Genomic DNA, 18,362 nt, shown 5'->3' on the forward strand with positions numbered 1-18,362 from the left:
CCCGTGGATACGATTGGAGCATGCGAGAGGTCGATGGGCTCTACAGCGCTGGGGACGCCTTCGGGGCAGTCCCGCCGGGCGTGCCGCTCGTCGCTGCCCTGACGGGCTTCGCCGATGCAGGATCCGCCGTGTCCCAGTTCACCGAGGCGGTGCGCGAGGACCTTGGCAGTGAGTCCGTGGCCGTCTTCGACAACGACGAGCTGCTCGACTACAGGGCCAGGCGGCCACTCATCTCCTTTGATCGCGACCATCTCGCGAACTATGTTCCGGCCCGCCTGTCGTTGGAACTCCTGAGTGATGAGCTGGGCAGGCCATTCCTTCTGCTCTCCGGCTACGAGCCCGACTACCAGTGGGACCGCTTCACGCGTGCAGTGCTGTCCCTCATCGAGCGCTTCGAGGTCGGCTCGGTCACCTGGGTGCACTCGATCCCCATGCCAGTCCCGCACACGCGTCCTATCGGCGTCACTGTGAGCGGCAACCGCACGGAGCTGATCGACGCGATGTCGGTCTGGCGCCCACACACCCAGGTGCCAGCGAACGCGCTCCACCTCCTCGAGTTCTCGCTCCAGCAGACGGCGCACGAGGTCGCCGGGTTCGTGCTTCTGATTCCGCACTACCTCTCTGACACTGAGTTCCCGGATGCCGCAGTGAAGGCACTCGAATGCATCACGGCGGCGACCGGCCTGATCTTCCCGACCGATCGGTTGCGCGAGGGCGGCCGCGACTTCGTCTCCCGGATCGACCTCCAGGTCGCGGAGAACGGTGAGCTAGCGAAGCTCGTGGGAGCACTCGAGGAGCGCCACGACACCTACATGGAGGGCAACGCCGTGCGTTCGCCCCTGACGGATGTCGATGGCGCCCTGCCGACGGCGGATGAGATCGCGGCAGAACTCGAGAAGTTCCTGGCAACCCGCCGCAAGGGAGACGACGACCTTCCCGCAGGCTAGCCACGCCGCCGCCCCTGCTGCGGCCTCGTTAGGATCGTGGAGTGAATTCGCGCCGGTCCTGGGTCATCTGGGGTTGCGCGGTGTTTGCCTATGTGGTTGCCGTGATGCAGCGCTCCTCCTTGGGTGTCGCTGCCGTCGAGGCGACTGAGCGATATGAGATCACGGCCTCCGTACTGTCGACGCTCGCGGTCGTGCAGCTCATCGTCTATGCCGGGTTGCAGGTTCCTGTCGGGGTGATGCTCGACAGGGTCGGCCCCCGAGTGCTCATCAGCGGGGGAGCAGCCTTCATGCTTGCGGGGCAACTCGCGGTCGCATTCGCTGATCACTTCTGGCTCGCCGTCGTCGGGCGCATCCTGGTGGGCACGGGCGACGCCATGACCTTCATCTCCGTACTCCGGCTACTACCGCTCTGGTTCGCCGGGCGCATCCTGCCGCAGGTCTCCCAGTGGACGGGCAACGTGGGCCAGCTGGGCCAATTGCTCTCCGCGGTGCCCTTCGCATGGGTGCTCCATGACTTCGGATGGACGCCCGCCTTCGGGTTGGCGGGTGCGGCGGCGCTGTGCTCCCTGCTGTTGACGCTCGCCGTCGTGAGGGACTCGCCCGCCGGCACTGCGGCATCCGGCGAGGTCGAATCGTGGGGTCACGCATTCCGGGAGGCTCGAGAGGCCCTCCGGCGGCCCGGCACGCAGCTCGGCTTCTGGTCGCACTTCACGACGCAGGCGCCCGGTTCCATGTTCGCCCTCCTCTGGGGGTTCCCGTTCCTCGTGAGCGGGCTCGGCTACTCGCCCGGAACCGCCGCGGGACTCCTCAGCCTGCTGCTGCTGTCCGGCGTGATCGCAGGACCGATACTGGGGATCCTGACCGCGCGCTACCCGTTCCGTCGTTCCTCACTCGTGCTGGGGATCGTCGCTTGCACGGTCGTTGCGTGGCTCGTCGTGCTTGCACAGACCTCGCCTCCGCCCTTCTGGCTCGTCTGCATGCTCATCATCGTGCTCGGAGCTGGGGGGCCCGGTTCCCTCATCGGCTTCGAGTTCGCTCGGAGCTTCAACCCGCTGCGAAGCCATGGCTCCGCCACGGGCATCGTCAACGTGGGTGGTTTCGTTGCGAGCCTGACGATGATGTTCCTGATCGGGATGACGCTCGATGCCGTCTCGGGAGACGCTGGCGAGGGACTTTACAGTTGGCAGTCGTTCAGGGTCGCCTTCGCCACGCAGTTCCTCGTGCTCGCGGTCGGGACGGGTTTCATCCTGCACACTCGTCGCCTCACGCGGCGACGCCTGAAGGACGACGAGGGAATAGAAGTGGGGCCACTGTGGGTTGCTCTCTACAGAGCCCTTCGGCGCAAGCGAGGCTGAGCCGCACCCCGTGGAGTGGCCTCCCGGCAAAGCGTGCAATAATTGCTGTTTGAGACCCGTTCGATGGTCCGATTGCCATTTGCGATGATGTCGCTGGCTCCCGGACTTGACATGGGTCTTAGTGCTGCCCGAAGGGAAGGCACGATCCTCCCGAAAGAAAGGTAACCGCATGGCTACCCGCACCACATCCAAGGCTACGAAGGCCACGGCCGCCGAGTCCGACACTGTGATCGACCCGGTCGACCAGCAGCCGTCGGAGACGCCGGCGGCAGCCAAGAAGGCTCCCGCCAAGAAGAAGCCTGCCGCGAAGAAGTCGACGGATGCTGCGCCCAAGGCGCCAGCCAAGTCACGCGCGAAGAAGAAGGCTGCTGAGGAGCCCATCGAGGTACCCGAGGCAGACGGTGTGGTCGCCGACGACGTGGATGAGGACGGCGCGACTTCGGGCGAAAACAGTAGCGCAAACGACGAGAAGCTGCCCACGGGCGCGATCGTGCTCTCGATGGCAGACGAGGACGATGAGGTTCCCGTCTACTCGGCCACGATCACGGGTGCGACGGCTGACCCTGTCAAGGACTACCTGAAGCAGATCGGTAAGGTCGCTCTCCTCAACGCCGCCGAGGAGGTCGAGCTCGCCATGCGTATTGAGGCGGGCCTGTTCGCCGAGGACAAGCTCGCAAACGAGGGCGACAAGCTTTCACCCGCTCAGAAGCGCGAGCTGCAGTGGGTCGCAAAGGACGGGCAGCGCGCCAAGAGTCACCTGCTCGGTGCCAACCTCCGCCTCGTCGTCTCGCTGGCCAAGCGCTACACGGGACGAGGCATGCAGTTCCTCGACCTCATCCAGGAAGGAAACCTGGGCCTTATTCGTGCTGTTGAGAAGTTCGACTACACGAAGGGCTTCAAGTTCTCGACCTACGCGACCTGGTGGATCCGTCAGGCCATCACGCGCGCCATGGCTGACCAGGCGCGCACGATCCGTATCCCGGTCCACATGGTCGAGGTCATCAACAAGCTTGCGCGAGTGCAGCGCCAGATGCTGCAGGACCTGGGCCGAGAGCCCACTCCGGAGGAGCTGAGCCGCGAACTCGACATGACGCCCGAGAAGGTCGTCGAGGTGCAGAAGTACGGTCGCGAGCCGATCTCGCTCCACACGCCGCTCGGCGAGGATGGCGACAGCGAGTTCGGTGACCTCATCGAGGACACCGAGGCCGTCGTTCCGGCGGACGCCGTGGGGTTCACGATGCTGCAGAAGCAGCTCGAATCGCTTCTTGACTCGCTCTCGGAGCGTGAGGCTGGCGTCATCCGCATGCGATTCGGGCTGGGGGACGGCATGCCGAAGACCCTGGACCAGATCGGCGACACCTTCGGCGTGACTCGCGAACGCATCCGCCAGATCGAGTCGAAGACCATGGCCAAGCTTCGCCATCCGTCCCGGTCGCAGTCGCTCCGGGACTACCTTGAGTAGGCCCCCGAAGCCTCTCGGAACGCGGCCGTCTGCCGCCAGGTACTTCATCCCGATCCTGGCAGGCAAGGTCGTTCGGCTGCTCGCGCGGCTGAGGGGAGGCGGCTCGGCGTTCCCCGGATACGTGACGCTCAAGCTCGCGCCGCGATTCCTGCATGACATCACGAGGCAGTTCCCTCACGGCAACGTCTTCGTGCTCGGGTCGAACGGCAAGTCCACGACGACCCACATGCTCACGTCGATCATGCGCGCGCACGGCCTTACCGTCTTCACGAATCCCTCTGGGGGCAACCTTCCCCAGGGAATCGCGTCGTCCCTGCTCGGACAGGTCAGCCTCTCCGGTCGCCTCAAGGCTGACATCGGGGTGATCGAGGTCGATGAGGCGTTCGGCAAGGTCATCGCAGAAGCGCTGACCCCCTCGGCGGCCGTGATCCTCAACCTGCAGATCGACCAGATCTACCGCTTCCACGAGCCCGAGCGGGTGGCTGGCATGTTCCGGGACATCGTCGCCGAGGTGAGTGACGTCGTCGTACTCAACCGGGATGACCACTTCCTCCGCACGCTCGCGGGCCGGCTCGAAGAAGAAGGTCGTCTCGACCTCGGCTTCTTCGGGCTCACCGATGAGGCCGTGGCGTCCGCGCCACACGGCCAGGTCATCGCGCGGGACTACGAGAACGAGTCCATCGCCGCAGACGCCGTGCGCGAGGTCTACGCCGAGGTGCAGGCCGTCGACGGTGCGACCGCGACGATCGCGTTCGATGGCGTTGCACGCAGCATGCGGCTCTCGGCGCGAGGACTGCACTACGCGGTCGACGCGGCGGCCGCCATCACGCTTGCCCGCAAGGTGCTCGGTGAGCGGTTCTCGCTCGACACCGCGATCTCGGCCCTCGAGTCGGCGAAGCCCGTCTACGGCCGCGGCGAGACGGTGCAGCACAACGGCCAAGAGCTTGAGATCCTTCTGCTCAAGAACCTCGCGAGCTTCCAGATGAACGTCGACTACCTCGACGGCGCTCCCGAATCAGTCATGATCGCGCTCGACGAGGGCAGCAAGGACCTGTCCTGGCTCTACGCGGCGGATGTCTCGAAGTTCTCCCACGTCGACGTTGTCTCGGGGCCGAAGGCCGCCTTCATGGCCCTTCGCCTCGCCTACGACAACATCGACTACGGCACTGTCGAACCCGACCTCGAGAAGGCGCTCAAGACGATGCTCGCCTCGGAGCTGCCCTCCGACGGCAAGCGAACGCTCATCCTCGACTATGACCAGATGATCCTCGCGCGCAAGCTCCTCGGACACAGCGACCTGGAACGAGGCGCATCATGACCCAGCTGACGATTCTCGAGCTCTTCCCCGAGCATTTGGCGGTCAACGGCGACATGGGGAATGTCATCGTGCTGCGTGAGCGCTTGCGCCTCGCCGGCATCGACGTCACCCACGTGAAGCACAATCCGGGCGACGACCTGCCTGACGATGTCGACATCGTCACGGTCGGCACTGGGCCAGCATCCGCTCTCCGTGTCCTGGAAGCGTCGGCGCAGGCGATCGGCGACCGCCTCCGTGGCTGGCGCGACGACGGCGTGCCCATGCTCGCGGTGACCGCCGGCATGCAGTTGCTCGGCTCGCGCGTCACCATGCCGGGCGGCGCCGTGCTCGAAGGCGCCGGCGTGCTGGCGATTGAGACGGATGCTTCGGCCGACCGTGTCGTCACGAACTGCTTCGTCATCGATCACGCAGAACTCGGTCGCCTCATCGGCGTCGAGAACCACGGTTCGACCATGGCACTGACCGGCCCGGTGACGGAAGCGTTCGGCACGGCGGTCACGGGGCGTGGGAACGGCCACGCGAAGCACGAGGGCGCGCGGGCTGCGAATGTGATCGGCACGCATCTCCAGGGTCCGGTGCTCGCGATGAACCCCGTGCTCGCTGACCACCTGATCGAGCTCGCCTGCGAACGAAAGGGCATCTCCTACTCGCGGAACGAGGGCCACGCCAAGCTCGACTCGCTTGCGCTTGAGTGCCGCCGCATCCTCGCGCGCTCCGCGAACGTCGCCGTCGATCGCCCCGCCTCCTGACAGCATCCGGTGACTGACGCGCTCGGCGATGCCACTGCGGGGGAGCCCTATGTCTTCCCCAAGGGATGCACGCGGCTCGCGTTCGTCTCGAAGCAGGTCGTCGAAGACAACCTCCGCGCTCTCCGTCGCGAAGCTTTTGGTGCCGGTGTTCTGATCGATCTCTCTTCGGAGGCCTGGGGGCACGGGCTCGTGGATGCCGCCCGCGCGGTGACCTCGGTGGAGCCATCAACGATCGCAGTATCGAATGTGGCAGATGGCATCGCCCTGCGGGGTGAGGGCATCGACGGTGAGATCGTCGTGTGGAACCTCCCGGCCACCGCCGCTCGTTACCAGCTTTCGGCATCCGGTCTCTCCGCTGCCGCATCGTCACCGCACGCGGTCGGTGTCGCCGTCCAAAGTGGCGCAGCACACGTTTGGCTCGATCTCGGCATCAAAGGCGTCGCCGGTGCGACCGCCCGCCCCGAACTCGAGGCATTCGCTCGTGCGCTGTCGGCGGCAGCCCAGGGGAGCGTCACTCTCTGTGCCAGCGACGCAAGGCTGTTGCATGATGCGGCCGGATTCTTCACCGCCAAGGGGATCGAGGTGCGGGGGCTTGTATCTCCCGCGGGGCGGGACGGCGCACCCATCGAAGGCTCCGCGGGCCTCGTGCGCATCGGAGCCGAGGCCTTCGGCCTCAGCGAGACCCTCGCGCCCGCGCCCGTGAGCGTGCGGCCCGCCCTGAGTCTCAGAGCGCCGATCATCGCCCTCAAGGATGTCGACCGGGATGTTGGCGTCTCCTACGGCTACACCTACCGCACCAGCCAGCCGACAACGCTCGCGTTGGTGCCGGTCGGCTACGGCGATGGTGTCGATCGTTCGCTCGGAAACCGAGCCCAGGTACTCCTGCGCGGGCAGCGTCTGACGATCGCGGGCAGGGTCGCGATGGATGCGACTGTGCTCGACGTCGGTGCTCGAGGCGCTGACATCGGCGACGTGGTCGAGTTCTTCGGCGATCCCGCCGGGGGCGCGCCTTCGGCGCAGGACTATGCCGAGTTGCTCGGCGTCTCGAGCGCTGCTGTCGTCGCCGGCCTCACGGCGCGGGTGATGCGGAGGTGGACATGACGAGCCAGGCAATAGTCGACCTCACGGCGTTCGGCAAGAACGTCAGGCACCTGCGCTCAGTAGTCGCGCCCGCCGAGCTCATGGTCGTGCTGAAGGCAGACGCCTACGGCCACGGCCTCGTGCCCATGGCTCGGGCAGCCGTCGAGGCGGGCGCCCAGCGCATCGGCGTGCTCGACGTGGATTCCGCCCTGGCCGTCCGCGAGGCCGGCGTCGGCACCGACACCATGGTCATGGCCTGGCAGTACGGCCCTTCCCAGGACTTCTGTGCGGCGGTCGCCGCTCAGGTCGACCTTGGCGTCTCCCAGCAGCACGAACTTCGGGCGATAGCGGATGCAGCGGGGTCGGCCACCGCATCCGTACACCTGAAGATCGATACCGGCTTGAACCGCAATGGCGCTGCTCCGCAGGACTGGCCAGCACTCGTATCCCTCGCGCGCTCGCTTCGCGATGCAGGGCGCATCCGGATCACCGGCGTGTGGTCGCACATCGCGGAGGCATCAGAGGACGAGGACACCGAGTCCATGCGGCGTTTCGAGCGAGCGATCGAGGTCGCAGGCGAGCTCGGGGTCGCCTTCGAGGTGCGCCATCTCGCCGCCAGCTCCGCCGGCCTCCGGCGCTCCGACATCAGGTACGACATGGTGCGGATGGGCGGGCACTGCTGGGGCATCCCATCCTTCGACGGCGTCACCCCGTCTCAGATCGGGATCATCCCGGTCATGACGCTGACCTCGGAGGTCACGAGCACATTCACGGAGCGTGGCGAGCGCATGGCGGTGCTGGCCCTGGGACACGCACAGGGCATCCCCGCGAAGGCGGCAGGCCGGGTCTCTGTGGCGATCGCAGGACGCCGCGCCCCGGTGCGCCATGTCGGAACCGACTTCATGCTTGTGGCGGTGGATGAAACGGTGCGCGCCGGTGACATCGCCACACTCTTCGGAACCGGTGCGGGCGGAGAGCAGACCGTGCGGGAATGGGGAGACCTGACGGACACGCTCGGTGACGAGATCGTCACGCGCATTGCCCGAGGCGTGCCACGTCGCTACGTGGGCAGCGCCTCGGGGGAATGACGTGCGGAGCTATGCCCTGCTGTCTTCGAGCAGGCGGCTCGACTCATCGAGCCACTCTGTGGCAACAGCCTCGAGCTTCTCCTGGTGACGGCGCCCGTGGTGGGCGCAGAACAGAAGTTCGCTGTCACCGATCGCGACTCGGATATAGGCCTGGGCCCCGCAGCTGTCGCAACGGTCGGCAGCGGTCAACTGGTAGGAGTCTCGCTCCGTCGTCTCGGCTGAGATCTGAGACATGGGTTCCTCCTCCGTCTTCGACATACGACGAAGTGATCGCCGTAGGTCAATACAAGCACGCAAAGGCTGATTCGGGGGCATCCGTCTGCCGCATTTCGCTCACCGCGTAGCCAGGCGGGGAGCGGGTGTCGATGCCGGCCTGCCCGCTTGGCGCTGGATAGGCTTGACGACGGCGCAACCCGAGCCGCTTCCCGGCCTCCGTGCGCTCAAGCTTTCCCAGCTGAAGGAGTCCACTTCTTGTCGAGTTCCGACTATTCCGCCCGCCATCTCTCGGTGCTCGAGGGCTTGGAAGCCGTGCGCAAGCGGCCCGGCATGTACATCGGTTCGACGGATTCGCGCGGGCTCATGCATTGCCTCTGGGAGATCATCGACAACTCAGTCGACGAGGCCCTGGCTGGCCACGGGGACTCGATCGACATCGTGCTGCACAGCGACGGCAGCGTCGAGGTCCGCGACCGTGCCCGAGGAATCCCTGTCGACGCAGAGCCGAAGACCGGCCTTTCGGGCGTGGAGGTCGTCTTCACCAAGCTGCACGCCGGCGGCAAGTTCGGCAGTGGCTCGTACGCGTCCTCCGGCGGTCTGCACGGCGTGGGCGCATCCGTCGTCAACGCCTTGTCGGAGCGGCTCGACGTCGAGGTGGATCGCGGAGGCAAGACCTGGGCGATGTCCTTCCACCGCGGCGAACCCGGCATCTTCAAGGATGACGGCAAGCCCCGCCCGGATGCTCCCTTCACGCCCTTCGAGAAGGGAAGCGAACTCAGGGTCGTCGGCAAGGTCGCCAAGGGTGTCACGGGCACCCGCGTGCGCTACTGGGCCGACCCGCAGATCTTCACGCGCGGCGCGACATTCCAGACCGACGAGCTCATGGCGCGAGCACGCCAGACCGCATTTCTCGTGGATGGCCTCACGCTCACTGTCACAGACCAGCGCGGCAGCGAGGAACTCAGCGACTCGTTCCGCTTCGACGGCGGCATCTCGGAGTTCGTCGACTACCTCGCGCCGGACACCGCACTGACCTCCACGTGGCGCATGACCGGCACCGGCAGATTCACCGAGACGGTGCCCGTGCTCGACGACAAGGGTCACATGGTGGCGACGGAACTCGAGCGCAGCTGTGAGGTCGACGTCGCGCTGCGCTGGGGCACCGGCTACGACACGGTCTTCCGCAGTTTCGTGAACATCATCGCGACGCCCAAGGGCGGCACGCACCAGTCCGGTTTCGAACAGGGGATGATGAAGTTCCTGCGCGCCCAGGTCGAGCAGAATGCGCGCCGGCTGAAGGTCGGCAACGACAAGCTCGAGAAGGACGACATCCTGGCGGGCCTGACGGCCGTGTTGACGGTTCGGCTGCCCGAGCCTCAGTTCGAGGGCCAGACGAAGGAGATCCTCGGCACACCTGCGGTGCGTTCGATCGTCGCCAGTGTCATCGCGAAGGAGATGAAGGAGCGCTTCGGCTCCAGCAAGCGCGACGACAAGGCGCAGAGCGCCCTCGTCCTGGAGAAGATCGTCGCCGAGATGAAGTCTCGGGTCTCCGCACGAGCGCACAAGGAAACCCAGCGTCGCAAGAACGCGCTCGAGAACTCGACGCTTCCCTCCAAGCTCGTTGACTGCCGCAGCAACGACGTGGCCAACAGCGAGCTCTTCATCGTTGAGGGTGACTCCGCCCTCGGCACCGCGAAGCTGGCCCGCGACAGCGAGTACCAGGCTCTCCTCCCCATCAGGGGAAAGATACTGAACGTGCAGAAGGCATCCGTGTCCGACATGCTGTCGAACGCGGAATGCGCGTCGATCATCCAGGTGATCGGGGCGGGTTCGGGCCGCAGTTTCGACCTCTCGTCCGCCCGCTACGGCAAGGTCATCATCATGAGCGACGCGGATGTCGACGGTGCCCACATCCGCACCCTCCTGCTGACGCTCTTCTTCCGGTACATGCCCGAGATGATCCGCGATGGACGCATCTACGCGGCGGTGCCGCCCCTGCATCGCGTGGTCGTCATGAACCCGGGATCCAAGCCGAACGAGACGATCTACACCTACTCTGAAGCGGAACTCCAGGGCGTGCTCAAGCAGCTGAAGAAGTCAGGCAAGCGCTACCAAGATCCGATCCAGCGCTACAAGGGCCTCGGCGAGATGGATGCCGACCAGCTGGCCACGACAACGATGGACAGGGCACAGCGCACGCTTCGCCGCGTCAACATCGCAGATGCTGCCGGCGCCGAGAAGGTCTTCGAGCTGCTCATGGGCAACGATGTCGCCCCGCGCAAGGAATTCATCATCGAGGGATCACAGGCCCTGAGCCGCGACCGCATCGACGTCTGATCGCATCCGCTGCCCGTGGTGATGCGGCTCACGCATCACCACGGATGGCTCAGTGCCCGAGCGCGGAACCTATCGACGCCACGACGGCGTCGAGTGGCACACCGGAGGCGTCGCGGCGGGCACCGGCATCTGGGAGGACGCGCGCGGCTCCGTCTGACGATACGGCGCACGCGGGCGCCGCACCGGCCCAGGCGAGCGTCAGGCTGTCCTCACCCTTGAGGAAGGAGTGCGCTCGCACACCGCCCGTCGCGCGACCCTTCGCAGGGAACTCACTCATGCGAGACACCTTGGCGCGTCCGGGGTCCGTGCCCGGGATGGTCGCCGCAGACCCCGAGACCGTGGCGACGACCGTCGCGTCGGGATCTGTCAGCACCGCGAAACTGATCACTGAAGCACCCGTCGAGAGCCGGATGCCGGCCATGCCTCCCGCCGAACGCCCCTGCGGGCGCACGGCGGTAGCGGAGAAGCGCAGGAGCTGCGCGTCCGAGGTGATGAACACCAGTTCCGCATCGTCCGGCGCGAGTCCAGCACCGACAACCTCATCGCCCTGCTTGAGGGAGATCGCTTCAAACTCGGGCTTGTTGGGCACATCGCCCGGCGTCACGCGCTTGACAATTCCGCCGCGGGTGCCGAGGGCCAGGGAAATCTCGCTCTCGAGGGGCACGAGGGCCAGGACGCGTTCCTTCCGGTCGAGGCCCATGTACTCGGCGATCTTGCGGCCGGCGGCCAGCTGCACCGAGTTCCCGGGGACGACCGGAAGGTCGACGGGGGAGAGGCGCACGATCCTGCCCAGGTTGGTCACAGCCCCGATCTCGCTGCGACTCGTCGTCACCACCTCCGAGAGGATCGCGTCGTGCTTGCTCCTCCGCGCCGGTGCCGGAATCGGCTCGACGGGCCCTTCGGGGTAGTCGACCCGCACGAGGCGACCGGTCGTGGAGAGCAGCACCCGGCAGGGCACGTCGGCGATCTCGAGCACGGGTGCGGTCTTGGAACGCCCGGATGTCGCAAGGCTCGGGGCCGCTTCAGTCAGCATCGTGCGACGTGGCGTGCCGAAGCGTTCGGCGACATCCTCAAGTTCGCTCGAGACGAGAGCACGGAGGAGCGCAGGGTCGGCGAGGAGCCGCTCGAGCTCAGCGATCTCGGCCTCCAACGAGTCCCGCTCGGCCTCAAGCTCGATGCGAGAGAACTTGGTGAGCCGGCGCAGCCGCAGCTCGAGGATGTACTCCGCCTGCACCTCACTGAGGTCGAACACGTCCCGAAGGCGGGCGCGCGCCTGCTCGGAGTCGTCGGAAGAGCGGATGACCTGGATGACCTCGTCGATGTCGAGGATCGCGATGAGCAATCCCTCGACGAGGTGCAGGCGCTCGCGCCGGCGGTCGAGACGGTAGCGGCTGCGGCGGGTCGTGACGCTCATGCGGTGGTCGAGGTATACCTGCAGGAGCTGCTTGAGCCCGAGGGTCTGTGGCCCACCGTCGACGAGGGCGACGTTGTTGATGTTGAACTGTTCCTCGAGCGGCGTGTACTTGTAGAGCTGCTCGAGCACGGCCTGCGGGTTGAAACCCGTCTTGATGCCGATGACGAGTCGCAGGCCGCGCTTGCGGTCGGTCAGGTCCGCCACATCCGAGATCCCGCTGAGCTTCTTGGAGCTCACGCCGTCCTTGATCTTCTCGATGACCTTCTCGGTGCCGACCATGTAGGGCAGCTCCGATACGACGAGGCCCATCTTTCGGGCGGTCACCGGCTCTATAGAGACCCGCGCGCGCGTCTTGAAGCTGCCGCGACCCGTGGCATACGCATCGCGGACTCCGCTCAGCCCCATGATGGTGCCACCGCTCGGCAGGTCGGGACCCGGAACATACGCCATCAGTTCCTCGAGGGTGGCGTCCGGGTGCTCGAGCAGGTGGCGTGCGGCACCGACGACCTCGATGAGGTTGTGGGGAGCCATGTTGGTCGCCATGCCCACGGCAATGCCGGTAGCGCCGTTGACGAGCAGGTTCGGGAACGCGGAGGGCAGCACCTCCGGCTGCATCAGCTGGTTGTCGTAGTTCGGCACGAAATCGACGACGTCTTCGTCGAGGTCTGCCGTGAGGGCAAGCGCTGCCGCCGTCAGGCGTGCTTCCGTGTAGCGCGGGGCAGCGGGCCCGTCGTCGAGGGATCCGAAGTTGCCATGACCGTCGATCAGCGGAACCCGCATGATGAACGGTTGGTTCAGGCGCACCATCGCGTCGTAGATGGACGCATCGCCGTGGGGGTGCAGTTTTCCCATGACGTCGCCGACAACCCGGGCGGACTTCACATGTCCGCGGTCGGGTCGCAGGCCCATCTCGGTCATCTGGAACAGGATGCGCCGCTGCACCGGCTTGAGCCCGTCTCGCGCATCCGGAAGGGCTCGTGAATAGATGACGGAGTAGGCGTACTCGAGGAACGAGCCCTCCATCTCTGTCGCGAGATCGATGTCGTCAATACGCTCGTCAGCGGCGCTGTGTGCGGGAGTAGTCATAGTATGGCTGCCATGCTACCGGCGCCGTTCTCTCACCGGTTTAGCCTCGCCGACGTGTTGCCGGCCATGCTCGGAGCCGTTCGTGGAGAGACGAATGGGCTTGGTCTCCCTCCCGTTGACAACGCGATTTTGCTGGTTATCGACGGACTCGGTTCCCACATGCTCGCCTCGCGAGCGGGACATGCCAGGACTCTGGCGAGTGCTCCTTCCTTCAAGCTGCAGTCCGGCTTTCCGACGACGACGGCGGCGGCCCTTACCACCCTGACGACGGGTGCCCACCCCGGCACCCATGGCATGGTCGGCTACTCCGTTCGCCATCCCGGAACGGGCGCCGTGCTGAATCAGCTGAACGGCTGGGGTGGCGCGCTTGACCCCGTCAGCTGGCAACGGTGTAGGACGCAGTTTGAGATCGCTCGTGATCATGGCGTCACGTCGATCGCCGTGGGCGCCGCACGCTACGAGGACTCCGGTTTCACCAGAGCGATCCTCCGTGGGGCCGACTACGCCGTGGCTGCCGAGCTCTCAGAACGCCTGCACGTCGCGCGAGCACAGCTGGATGCCGCGGGCGGGGGACTGGCATATGTCTACGTGCCAGAGCTCGACCAGGTCGCGCATCGCTACGGGTGGGAGTCCGAACGGTGGCTGGCGGCGCTCGAGGAGCTCGACGCTGCGGTCCGCAGCTTCGTCGCTTCTCCACGCGGCCGTGAGGGCATCCTCGTCACGGCGGATCACGGCATGGTCGACGTACCGTCATCCGGCCACGTGATGTTCGACGAGATCGACGGCCTCCTCGACGGTGTCGTCGCCGTCGCGGGGGAGCCGCGATGCCTGCAACTGCACTTGGAGCCGGGTCTTTCGCCGGCGGAACGAGCCGAGATCGTCCGCCGCTGGGAGGCATCCGAGTCCCAGCGCTCATGGGTCGTGACCCGCGAGGACGCGATCGGCGCAGGATGGTTCGGCGCGGTCGTAGATGACGAGGTGGCCCCGCGTCTCGGCGACGTGTTCGTCGCCGCGCGCAAGAGGATCGCCTACTACGACGGCCGCACTGCCTCGCAGTCAGCCCTCGCGATGGTCGGGCAGCACGGCTCGCTCGGGCCCGAGGAGACCACCGTGCCCCTCATCCGCTTCGGCGCGTTCGCCTGACGCCGTCCGCGTCAGTCGTCGTCGGCCTTCGCCCCGAAGACGATGTCATCCCAGCTCGGCATTGAGACGCGGCCTCGGCGCTGCGACTTCGGCTGCGCTGGTTCGTTCTTCGATGGAGCACGCGGCTGGTCGTTCTGTGAGTTCGAGAAGAGCTGCGGCTGGGCTGCGCCGTTCGGCGCCTCCGAGCCTGGGTGCTCCTCGTCGTCATTGAAGTCGTCGAGCGGGATGTCGATGACGCGAATGCCCCCGGTTGACGGGTGGGCAGAGCGAGGCTCCTCGGCATCGATGCTCGGCGAGGATTCCCGCTCACCGCGACGGCGGCGCAGCGCCTCAAGCAGGTCGGCCGTGTTGCCGCTGTCGCCCTGTGGCTCGTCGGTGTTGATTGCAGAGGGAGAAACCGACTGCGCACCGCGTCCGAATGGAATCGCATCCGCGTAGGGCGCGGTGTCCCGCGCTTCGAGGTCGGCCGCAGTGAAGGCTCCGCTGTCGAAGCGAGTCGTGTCGGGTGAGCGATCCGCGGGCACAGCACGCAGTCGCGGGATGAGAGTGCCTGCCACCTCTCCCTGCTGGCTCAACCGCGTCGCCTCGCTGTTGAGGGGAGCCAGGGTCGTCTTCTTCGGGTCGAACTGCCACCGGGCATCGTGCTCGACCTCATCGGAGCTAAAGGTGAGCTTGACGATCCATCCCGTGTCGGGATCCTTCCAACTCGCCCATTCGATGTCCGCGGCGCCGATCTCCTCGAGCCGTTCCTCCATGACCGCGCCGAAGTTCGCCCCGGCGAGGGGGCCGGTATCGCTCGCGGTGCTCACGGGTACCGCCATCGCCGCCGTGACGACGAACTGTCGCTCGGCGAGGACGGGGCCTTCGAACTTCTCCACGTACTCGATGGGCGCACCGGTCATCTCAGCGACGTCCTGCGCCGACATGCCCGCTCTGATGTGGGACTGGATGTCACGCGGCGCGATCCGCCGCTCGCCGAGCGGGGTGGCTGCCTTGCGGCGCAACATCGAGTAAGTCTCGTCGTCGATTTGGATCCGGTAGCGGGTGCCGTCATCGGCGCTCGCGAGGAGCGCATCGTTCTCGACTCCGATGACTCTCAGGTCATGCATGCTGATCGCCCTTCAGACTGTCGCGGGTTGCTCTATAGAGTCTCACGACGTCCGCGGATAACCGGGAATACGGCGGGCGCGCCGCGAGTTGGCATGGCATGGACCCGGGCTTCCGAGTTCGTTTGCTATTCAGATTCGAATAAGGCAAACTGTCGCCGCCGATTCAGACTGATCGGCAAGTACCAAGACTGGATGGGCATGGCAACCGACTACGACGCACCTCGTAAGACCGACGATGATTCTGAGAGCATCGAGGCACTGAAGGAGCGTGTGCCGGACAAGATGTCCGGCGTTGTCGACTCTGATGACGCTGACAATCCTGGCGGTTTCGAGCTTCCCGGAGCCGACCTTTCAGACATGGATCTCGATGTCGTCGTGCTGCCGCCGCAGGCCGACGAATTCACCTGCATCAGCTGCTTTCTCGTGAAGCACCGCTCGCAGATCGATCACCAGGAGAAGCTCGGGGCGATCTGCCTCGAGTGCGCTGCCTGATCGCAGCTCGCTAGGAGCCTCTCGCAGCGTTGAGGGCCTGCTCCAACTGCTGCGGCTTCCGCGTCGAGACGAGCCAGTAGGGTGTCGGGTCGGCAGGGTCGAGCACCTCGACCCTGACCACCGGCGAGATGCCACCCCTGATCGCGAGCCAGGCCCGCGCATCCAGGCGCACACCTCTTTCGGCGGTCGCTTCTTCGCCCTCGAATGATGCGACCTCGCCGATGGCATCGTGTGGAAGGTGCGCGGGCCCCACGGTGAGGCCCTCGTCGTTCACGGTGATTCGCCGCGATGACATCACGAGCACTGCCGTGACTGCCATATAGAGGAGCACCGCGACGACGATGCCGACTCGCGTGTCGATTGGCACGAAGACCAGGAGGGTCGCGGGCAGCAGCAAGATGAGGGCGAACAGCAGGGCGAAGGACGGCCACTGCCGCTCGTTGTAGCGGGACATGCCTCTATTCGACCAGACTTTTCATCGGTCCATCCTCACTGGACTACTCTCGTGTCGTGGTCGATACCGTCAGAGTCCCCATCGTGGGCGCCTATACCCCGGCCTATGCGCATCCCGGCGATGCTGGCGCGGACCTGAGGGCGGCCGAGTCCCTTGTGCTGGCACCGGGGTGTCGCGCGACGGTGGGAACCGGCGTCTCGATTGCGCTTCCCTTCGGCTATGCGGCGTTCGTGGTTCCGCGCAGCGGGCTCGCCGCGCGACACGGCATCACGATCGTGAACAGCCCGGGCACGGTGGATGCCGGTTATCGTGGAGAGCTGCGGGTCACCCTGCTCAATACGGATGCTGAAGAGCCGTTCTCGATCGAGGTGGGCGACCGTATCGCCCAGTTGATCGTGATGCCGGTCACGAGAGCGGAGTTCGCAAGCGTGAAGGAACTCGACGAGACACAGCGGGGCACGGCGGGGTTTGGTTCCACCGGCCACCGCGACACGACAGAAGGAAGTACCGAGTGAGCGACACCACGCCAGGTTCTGAAGAAGAACTCGCGCAGGCCAAGTCGGCTCCGGCCGACCGAGCGACTGCCGGACCGCTGGACGACAGTGAGGCCAACGCCGTTCGCCCCTATGTCGACCTCGGAGGCATCAAGCTCCTTCCCCGGGAAGGTCTGCAGCTTCGCCTTGAGGTCGAGGAGGGGAGCAAGCGCGTCGTCGCCATCGGCCTCGACTACGCGGGCTCGAGCCTCCAGGTGCAGCCTTTCGCTGCGCCCCGATCGACGGGACTCTGGCATGAGATCCGCCAGCAGATCGCCGAGCAGATCTCACGCCAGGGAGGGTCGACGAAGCTGACGACCGGAGTCTTCGGCCCCGAACTCCTCGCTGAGATTCCCGCTGCGGGCGCCGGCCAGCCGGGCACGATGCGGCTCGCGCGTTTCATTGGCGTCGATGGCCCCCGATGGTTCCTTCGCGGGGTCATCGCCGGAGAAGGCGTCGTCGACCCGGATGCCGCGGCGAAGGTCGAGGACCTGTTCCGCAGCATCGTGGTCGTGCGCGGCAACGCCCCCATGCCTCCCCGTGACCTCATCCCGCTGCAGATGCCGCGCACCGGAACCGCGACTGCGCCCGTCTCACCCCAGGCGACCTAGTGGTGTCGGATTCGCGCGAGGGTGGCGCGGGTGAGCGTGAAGCGCGTCCCTCGCCTGAGAAGCCTTCGCAGCTCGAATCCAGCGAGTCGATGGGCGAACTGTTCCGGGCGAGCTTCGGGGAAGCGGCCCGTCGTGCAGGCATCGGGGCGGTTGCACCGGGGGAGGTACCGACAGCCACCTCGCTCCTTCGTGCCGTGGGCGGCATCCGCGGCCTGGTCGAAGCGATCCTGCCCGGGCTCGGCTTCCTCTTCGTCTACACCGTCACGGGAGACCTGGTTCCCTCGGTGCTCGCTCCCTTGGCCGTGTCGCTCGTCTTCGTCGCCGTCCGTGCCATCACTCGCTCGGCCGTGACCCCGGCACTTGCCGGGCTTGTGGGCATCGGCATCTCAGCGGCCCTTGCGCTGCTGACGGGCCGTGCGGAAGACAACTTCCTGCCAGGGCTCATCGTCAACGTCGTCTCGGCCGTCGTGCTGCTCGTCTCGTTGGCGGTCCGCTGGCCGCTCATCGGGGTCATCGTCGGTCTGCTGAGCAACGAGCACACCGAGTGGCGGGAGCACTGTGCGAAGCGGCGTGTGCTGACCGTGGCCACATGGCTCTGGGTCGGACTCTTCGCGGGCAGGCTCCTTGTGCAGGCGCCTCTCTACATGACGGGGCAGACCGAGCTCCTCGCGGCCGCCAAGCTGATTATGGGCCTTCCCCTCTACGCGGCCATGCTGTGGGTGACCTGGCTGCTGGTGCGCTCTGTCTACGCATCCGATGCCAGCCGGTTCGACGGCGCCACCGCACCGGCACCCGACCGCCCAGGCGAGGCCGATTAGCGCGCGTCGCTCTGGGGCCGCGCGAGTCACGCATGGTATATTTATCTCGATATCAAGATAAATTCTTCGGAGTTCCAACCTCGCTCAGCGGTAAGTCGACTTAGGCTTGCCTTGCTGGTGGCGATCACTTTTCGTCACGAGGATTGGCTA

Annotated in this window: 17 protein-coding genes; 13 read left to right on the forward strand and 4 right to left on the reverse strand. The window is 66.1% G+C overall.

Annotated features, from left to right (window positions below; all coding sequences use genetic code 11):
* Positions 1–20: 20 nt before the first annotated feature.
* The 7 genes from ACIQK7_RS11255 to alr all read left to right on the forward strand — a co-directional run bounded on the left by ACIQK7_RS11255 (position 21) and on the right by alr (position 7,999).
* A complete protein-coding gene (locus tag ACIQK7_RS11255; RefSeq protein ID WP_403024767.1) occupies positions 21–947 on the forward strand; it encodes a proteasome assembly chaperone family protein in 927 nt (308 codons plus the stop codon).
* Positions 948–988: 41 nt separating this feature from the next.
* A complete protein-coding gene (locus ACIQK7_RS11260; RefSeq protein ID WP_403024770.1) occupies positions 989–2,302 on the forward strand; it encodes a nitrate/nitrite transporter in 1,314 nt (437 codons plus the stop codon).
* A 169-nt stretch (positions 2,303–2,471) separates the two neighbouring features.
* Positions 2,472–3,764 (forward strand): RNA polymerase sigma factor, encoded by a 1,293-nt coding sequence (locus ACIQK7_RS11265; RefSeq protein WP_403024773.1) that lies wholly within the window; start codon positions 2,472–2,474, stop codon positions 3,762–3,764.
* Positions 3,757–5,082: a MurT ligase domain-containing protein gene (locus tag ACIQK7_RS11270; protein ID WP_403024776.1), complete on the forward strand. Its 1,326-nt coding sequence runs from the start codon at positions 3,757–3,759 to the stop codon at positions 5,080–5,082. Before ACIQK7_RS11265 ends, ACIQK7_RS11270 begins: the two co-directional genes overlap by 8 nt.
* Positions 5,079–5,831 carry a type 1 glutamine amidotransferase gene (locus ACIQK7_RS11275; protein ID WP_403024779.1) on the forward strand — a complete coding sequence of 251 codons (753 nt, stop codon included), beginning with the start codon at positions 5,079–5,081 and terminating at the stop codon, positions 5,829–5,831. The genes ACIQK7_RS11270 and ACIQK7_RS11275 overlap by 4 nt, the downstream gene beginning before the upstream one ends.
* Before the next feature lie 9 nt (positions 5,832–5,840).
* On the forward strand, positions 5,841–6,932 hold the full coding sequence (locus tag ACIQK7_RS11280) for an alanine racemase C-terminal domain-containing protein (RefSeq protein ID WP_403024781.1): 1,092 nt from the start codon (positions 5,841–5,843) through the stop codon (positions 6,930–6,932).
* Complete coding sequence (gene alr, locus ACIQK7_RS11285) at positions 6,929–7,999, forward strand: alanine racemase (protein ID WP_403024784.1); 1,071 nt, start codon at positions 6,929–6,931, stop codon at positions 7,997–7,999. The genes ACIQK7_RS11280 and alr overlap by 4 nt, the downstream gene beginning before the upstream one ends.
* 9 nt (positions 8,000–8,008) lie before the next feature.
* On the opposite strand, the gene ACIQK7_RS11290 is transcribed toward alr, so the two are convergent.
* Entirely contained in the window at positions 8,009–8,233 is a 225-nt protein-coding gene (locus tag ACIQK7_RS11290; protein WP_403024787.1) for a hypothetical protein, read from the reverse strand.
* Positions 8,234–8,470: 237 nt separating this feature from the next.
* On the opposite strand from ACIQK7_RS11290, the gene ACIQK7_RS11295 reads away from it, so the two are divergent.
* Positions 8,471–10,552 carry a type IIA DNA topoisomerase subunit B gene (locus tag ACIQK7_RS11295; RefSeq protein ID WP_403024789.1) on the forward strand — a complete coding sequence of 694 codons (2,082 nt, stop codon included), beginning with the start codon at positions 8,471–8,473 and terminating at the stop codon, positions 10,550–10,552.
* A gap of 49 nt (positions 10,553–10,601) precedes the next feature.
* On the opposite strand, the gene ACIQK7_RS11300 is transcribed toward ACIQK7_RS11295, so the two are convergent.
* Positions 10,602–13,052, reverse strand: a complete 2,451-nt coding sequence (locus ACIQK7_RS11300) for a DNA topoisomerase (ATP-hydrolyzing) subunit A (protein ID WP_403024792.1) — start codon at positions 13,050–13,052, stop codon at positions 10,602–10,604.
* A gap of 66 nt (positions 13,053–13,118) precedes the next feature.
* Between ACIQK7_RS11300 and ACIQK7_RS11305 the strand changes: the two genes are divergently transcribed.
* On the forward strand, positions 13,119–14,195 hold the full coding sequence (locus tag ACIQK7_RS11305; RefSeq protein ID WP_403025690.1) for an alkaline phosphatase family protein: 1,077 nt from the start codon (positions 13,119–13,121) through the stop codon (positions 14,193–14,195).
* Between the two features lie 11 nt (positions 14,196–14,206).
* On the opposite strand, the gene sepH is transcribed toward ACIQK7_RS11305, so the two are convergent.
* Positions 14,207–15,304 (reverse strand): septation protein SepH, encoded by a 1,098-nt coding sequence (sepH, locus tag ACIQK7_RS11310; RefSeq protein WP_403024794.1) that lies wholly within the window; start codon positions 15,302–15,304, stop codon positions 14,207–14,209.
* 198 nt (positions 15,305–15,502) lie between these two features.
* Between sepH and ACIQK7_RS11315 the strand changes: the two genes are divergently transcribed.
* The gene (locus tag ACIQK7_RS11315) at positions 15,503–15,796 is read left to right on the forward strand and encodes a DUF4193 domain-containing protein (RefSeq protein ID WP_147723106.1); all 294 of its coding nucleotides are present in this window, start codon (positions 15,503–15,505) and stop codon (positions 15,794–15,796) included.
* A 10-nt stretch (positions 15,797–15,806) separates the two neighbouring features.
* On the opposite strand, the gene ACIQK7_RS11320 is transcribed toward ACIQK7_RS11315, so the two are convergent.
* Positions 15,807–16,250, reverse strand: a complete 444-nt coding sequence (locus ACIQK7_RS11320; RefSeq protein ID WP_403024797.1) for a DUF3093 domain-containing protein — start codon at positions 16,248–16,250, stop codon at positions 15,807–15,809.
* A gap of 56 nt (positions 16,251–16,306) precedes the next feature.
* Here ACIQK7_RS11320 and dut point away from each other — a divergent pair, with 56 nt between their 5' ends.
* From dut to ACIQK7_RS11335, 3 genes are read left to right on the forward strand one after another with little or no spacing between them, the layout of a single operon-like run.
* Positions 16,307–16,765: a dUTP diphosphatase gene (gene dut / locus ACIQK7_RS11325; protein WP_403024800.1), complete on the forward strand. Its 459-nt coding sequence runs from the start codon at positions 16,307–16,309 to the stop codon at positions 16,763–16,765.
* Positions 16,762–17,394, forward strand: coding sequence for a DUF3710 domain-containing protein (locus tag ACIQK7_RS11330; RefSeq protein WP_325208750.1), 633 nt, complete (start codon positions 16,762–16,764; stop codon positions 17,392–17,394). Before dut ends, ACIQK7_RS11330 begins: the two co-directional genes overlap by 4 nt.
* 2 nt (positions 17,395–17,396) lie before the next feature.
* A complete protein-coding gene (locus ACIQK7_RS11335) occupies positions 17,397–18,212 on the forward strand; it encodes a DUF3159 domain-containing protein (RefSeq protein WP_403024803.1) in 816 nt (271 codons plus the stop codon).
* Positions 18,213–18,362: the final 150 nt, after the last annotated feature.

Source organism: Salinibacterium sp. GXW1014 (assembly GCF_044769865.1).
In the GTDB taxonomy this organism is placed as follows: Bacteria; Actinomycetota; Actinomycetes; order Actinomycetales; family Microbacteriaceae; genus Homoserinimonas.